At 68.6% G+C, this 2,684-nt stretch carries 3 protein-coding genes; all 3 read right to left on the reverse strand.

The window, feature by feature from the left end; all coding sequences use genetic code 11:
- Positions 1 to 1,211, reverse strand: a 1,211-nt coding sequence (locus tag IY392_RS17800; protein WP_194861955.1) for a CmpA/NrtA family ABC transporter substrate-binding protein, incomplete at its 3' end; no start/stop codon positions are given.
- 35 nt (positions 1,212 to 1,246) lie between these two features.
- Complete coding sequence (locus IY392_RS17805; RefSeq protein ID WP_194861956.1) at positions 1,247 to 1,834, reverse strand: flavin reductase family protein; 588 nt, start codon at positions 1,832 to 1,834, stop codon at positions 1,247 to 1,249.
- Between the two features lie 280 nt (positions 1,835 to 2,114).
- Positions 2,115 to 2,684: RNA polymerase sigma factor (locus IY392_RS17810; protein WP_194861957.1), on the reverse strand; the 570-nt coding region annotated here is incomplete at its 5' end.

The following is a 2,684-nucleotide window of genomic DNA, read 5'->3' on the forward strand; positions in this document are numbered from 1 at the left end:
CGGGTCCAGATGTCGGTTCGGGCGGGGTTGAACGGGATGCCGGTGATGGTCTCGGTGCGGGCCGACGGGATGCCGATCCCGAGGTCATGGAGGGCGCGGGCCGCGGCGGGGGTGTCGAATACCTCGGTAGTCGCGGCATACAGAGCGGAGGAGTCGCCGAGGTCCCGGCCATCTGTGAGTCCCCACCGCTGTAACTGGGTCAGGATCCACATGCCGAAGTCCTCTCTAGGGAACGGGCGGAAGCCGATCCGGTCGGGCTCCTGCATCGTGCGCCCGGTGCCGTCGGGGTACGTGCCCGTGAGGATCGCGGTGAGCAACTCGGGTTGTTGGTTGAGGAACTGCTCGGTGGCCATCGAGGCCGCGGCCTGAGGCCGGTGAGCGGGGTCGTCCGACCACACCGCGGCGTCGGCGACGGCCCTGGTGAGCGCTCGGTAGGTCACCGGGTTCTCGAATGCCCACTCGTCGGACACGCCGAGGCAACAGCATGGGTGACCGTCCCACAGGTCGCGGGTCAGAGTGAACAGATATCCGGCGCCCCTCGCCACGGCGAGCTGGTTGAACGGATCCGGTCCGAGGAAACCGTCAATGTTGCCGGTGAGCAGGTTAGCGACCATATCGGCCGGCCGCAGGATCCGGAGGTCCACGTCGAGGTCCGGGTCGAGCCCCCCGGTGGACAGGTAGTGGCGTAACAAAAGGTTGTGCATAGAGAAGTCGAAGGGGATGCCCAGCACGAAACCACGCATGTCCTCCGGGCCACGCACGGTGTCGCGGTGGCGGTTCGCCAGCGTGATGGCCTGTCCGTTGACGTTGGTGATGAGCGGCATCCGCGTGGCCTTGCGGCCCGAGGCGAAGCCGTGGTGCAGGGCCAGCGGCATCGGGGCCAGCATGTGCGTGGCCTGAACCTCGCCTGCCACGTACGCCCCCCACAGGTCGGCCCAGCCCGCGTACTTCTTGAGCGTCACCCTCAGCCCGTGCTTAGCGTAGATCCCCAACGGGGCCGCGTTGACCAGCGGGGAGGCGCAGGTGATGGGGATGAAACCGATCGTGAGCTCGGGGTTCTCGATACCCGGCAGGGCGGGCACGTCCGCGCCGTGGGTGCCGGGTTCGGCCGCCGGGACGGCGGGTGGAGCCGTGCTCGCGGTGCTGCAGGCGGCGAGCAGCCCGGATCCCGCGGTGGTACCTGCGAGGGCGAGGAACCCCCTGCGTCCCATACGCAGGTGATCTGGCGCACCGGGTGGCGTGCACATCAGTGCTGTTCCACGTGTGAGGCGACGGCCGCCACGGCCCAGTCGTGCATGCGCCCGGAGTGGTAGAGCAACGGCGGGGTGTCATCGCGGTGCACGGCGTGGACCCGCGCCACGAGGATCTGGTGGTCGCCGCCGTCGTAGATGCGGTCGATATGGGTCGAGAGCCACGCAGAGGTGCCCTCCAGGAGCGGCACCCCGTGCGGACCCGCACTGTACTCAACGCCGTCGAACCTGTCCTCACCCCGGCCGGCGAAGGTCCGGGCGAGAGGCCCCTGTTCACAGCCGAGGACGTTGACACCCATCGGAGCGCCGATGCGGAATGCGTGGAGGCAGCTGGCGCGGCGGTCCACGCACACCAGCACCAGGGGCGGATCGATGGAGACGGTCGTGAAGGAGCTCACCGTCATGCCCACCGGCCGGATCCCCTGCACGGTGGTGATGACGGTGACCCCGCTGGGGAAGGCGCCCGCTGTCTGCTTGAGAGCGGCCGCGTCGACCTGGTCACCCCGGCGCCACACCCCCGAGAGGTCATCATCTGCGAGGTGGGTGTGATCTGGAATATCGGTCTGATCGGCGGTGACTGTCATGAGGTGCTCCTGTGGGCGGTGGTCGGATTCGGGCGGTTCTCGAGTGCCTTCAGCGCGGTGAGGAGCCGGGGGTCGTCTGCGGGTAGGGCGGGACCGAGGGAGCGGAGCAGAGTTCGGAGGTCCTCGAGTTGACGGAGGTAGACCTCGCAAGGCGGGCAGGAAGCGAGGTGAGCATGTATCTCGCGATCCCAGGTCGACTCGTCGGCATCGAGGAGTTGGTGAGCCAGGTTCACGAATTCGACACAATCGGGTTCGACCGGGCCGGGGCGGTAAGTAGTGGTCATCGGACCTCCGCGTGGAGATGGGTGGGGTCGGCGCACTGGCCGGTCATGTAACACTCGAGCGCGCCGCGCAGCCGCGCTCGCGCCCGGTGGAGCAGGGAACGCTGGGTGGTCGCCGGGATGCCGGCAAGCTCCTCCACCTCGCTGGCGGTCAGTCCGTCGACCTCGCGCAGCAACACCACCTGGCGCTGCCGGTCCGGTAACCGGCCGAGTTCAGCAGCGAGTACCCGGCCGAGTTCCGCGTTGACGGCAGCCGTCTCAGGCAGAAACCTGGCCTCGGGCGGTGTCGACCAGTGTCCGGCGTCGGGGTGCCCGGGCGGGTGCATCCGGCCAGCGATGCCGTGGGGGTCGTCCTGCCCGTCGTACTCCGGAACTGCGACGACTTCATAACGCCGCAGTCGGATCTCCTGCCCGGTGGTCCGATACGCCTTGTTTCGCAGCACGGCGTAGAGCCAGGTGCGGAAACCGGAGCGTCCCTCGAAGCCCTCCAGGCCGCCGAGCACGGCGATCCACGTCTCCTGGACCACATCTTCGGCCGCCGCGCTGGACGGCACGAGCGTCTGGGCGAA

It is taken from the genome of Dietzia sp. SYD-A1, from assembly GCF_015356725.1.
In the GTDB taxonomy this organism is placed as follows: Bacteria; Actinomycetota; Actinomycetes; order Mycobacteriales; family Mycobacteriaceae; genus Dietzia.

Excerpts from the sequence above, each read along its gene's own strand:
- IY392_RS17805 (WP_194861956.1), bottom strand. The coding sequence starts at position 1,834 with ATGACAGTCACCGCCGATCAGACCGATATTCCAGATCACACCCACCTC.